The organism is Anaerobacillus sp. 1_MG-2023 (assembly GCF_030547345.1).
Lineage (GTDB): Bacteria > Bacillota > Bacilli > Bacillales > Guptibacillaceae > Guptibacillus > Guptibacillus hwajinpoensis_B.
On record NZ_JAUORD010000083.1, the window covers coordinates 1 to 287 of the forward strand.

The 287-nt window shown below is 39.0% G+C and carries 1 protein-coding gene; it reads right to left on the reverse strand.

The features are described from left to right. Nucleotides 1-287, reverse strand: a 287-nt coding sequence (locus Q4550_RS23360) for a hypothetical protein (RefSeq protein ID WP_303536589.1), incomplete at both ends; no start/stop codon positions are given.

The window sequence follows — 287 nt, forward strand, 5'->3', positions numbered from 1 at the left end:
AACGTCTGTAATAATATTTTCAGTTATTTCCCCTGGTTCAGCTGCAGCAGGCGAAACCTGTTGTTCATTAGGTGAGGTTTGGGGTTGTTTTTCATCAGGAAGATTCGCATTGCTAGCTTCTTTTTCTGCCGGTTTCTTAGAAGGAGTTTCTTTAGGAGTGGTTTCTTTGGTGGTTTTTTCTTCTGAAGAGAGACTATCTTTCGTTTCCTCATTTTCTGTACTTTCATCTGATTGAGAAGTGCTAGTTTCCTCTACTTTTGAGCCTTTTGATTTTTCTAGGCTGAATA